Annotated in this window: 1 tRNA gene; it reads left to right on the top strand. The window is 49.5% G+C overall.

What is annotated here, in order from left to right:
• Positions 1-98: 98 nt before the first annotated feature.
• Positions 99-172 (top strand) — tRNA-Asp (locus tag DW819_RS11750).
• The last annotated feature ends 32 nt before the right edge of the window (positions 173-204 follow it).

Below are 204 nucleotides of genomic sequence, written 5' to 3'. Positions count from 1 at the left end.
TGACTGTCACTAATAGGTCGAGGGCTTAACCAAGACGGTTTAGGTAAGAAAACGGATGAAATTCAATATGTGGTTTTGAGGGTACATGTACGATATTTGGCCTGGTGGCTCAGCTGGTTAGAGCGCCGCCCTGTCACGGCGGAGGTCGTGGGTTCGAACCCCATCCGGGTCGCTGAATATCGCAAAAGTGATATTCGAAAGTTG

Source organism: Clostridium sp. AM33-3, from assembly GCF_003480315.1.
Taxonomy (GTDB): domain Bacteria; phylum Bacillota; class Clostridia; order Lachnospirales; family Lachnospiraceae; genus Brotaphodocola.
Note: the sequence above shows the minus strand (reverse complement) of the source record. Positions and strands in the feature narration are given on the sequence as shown.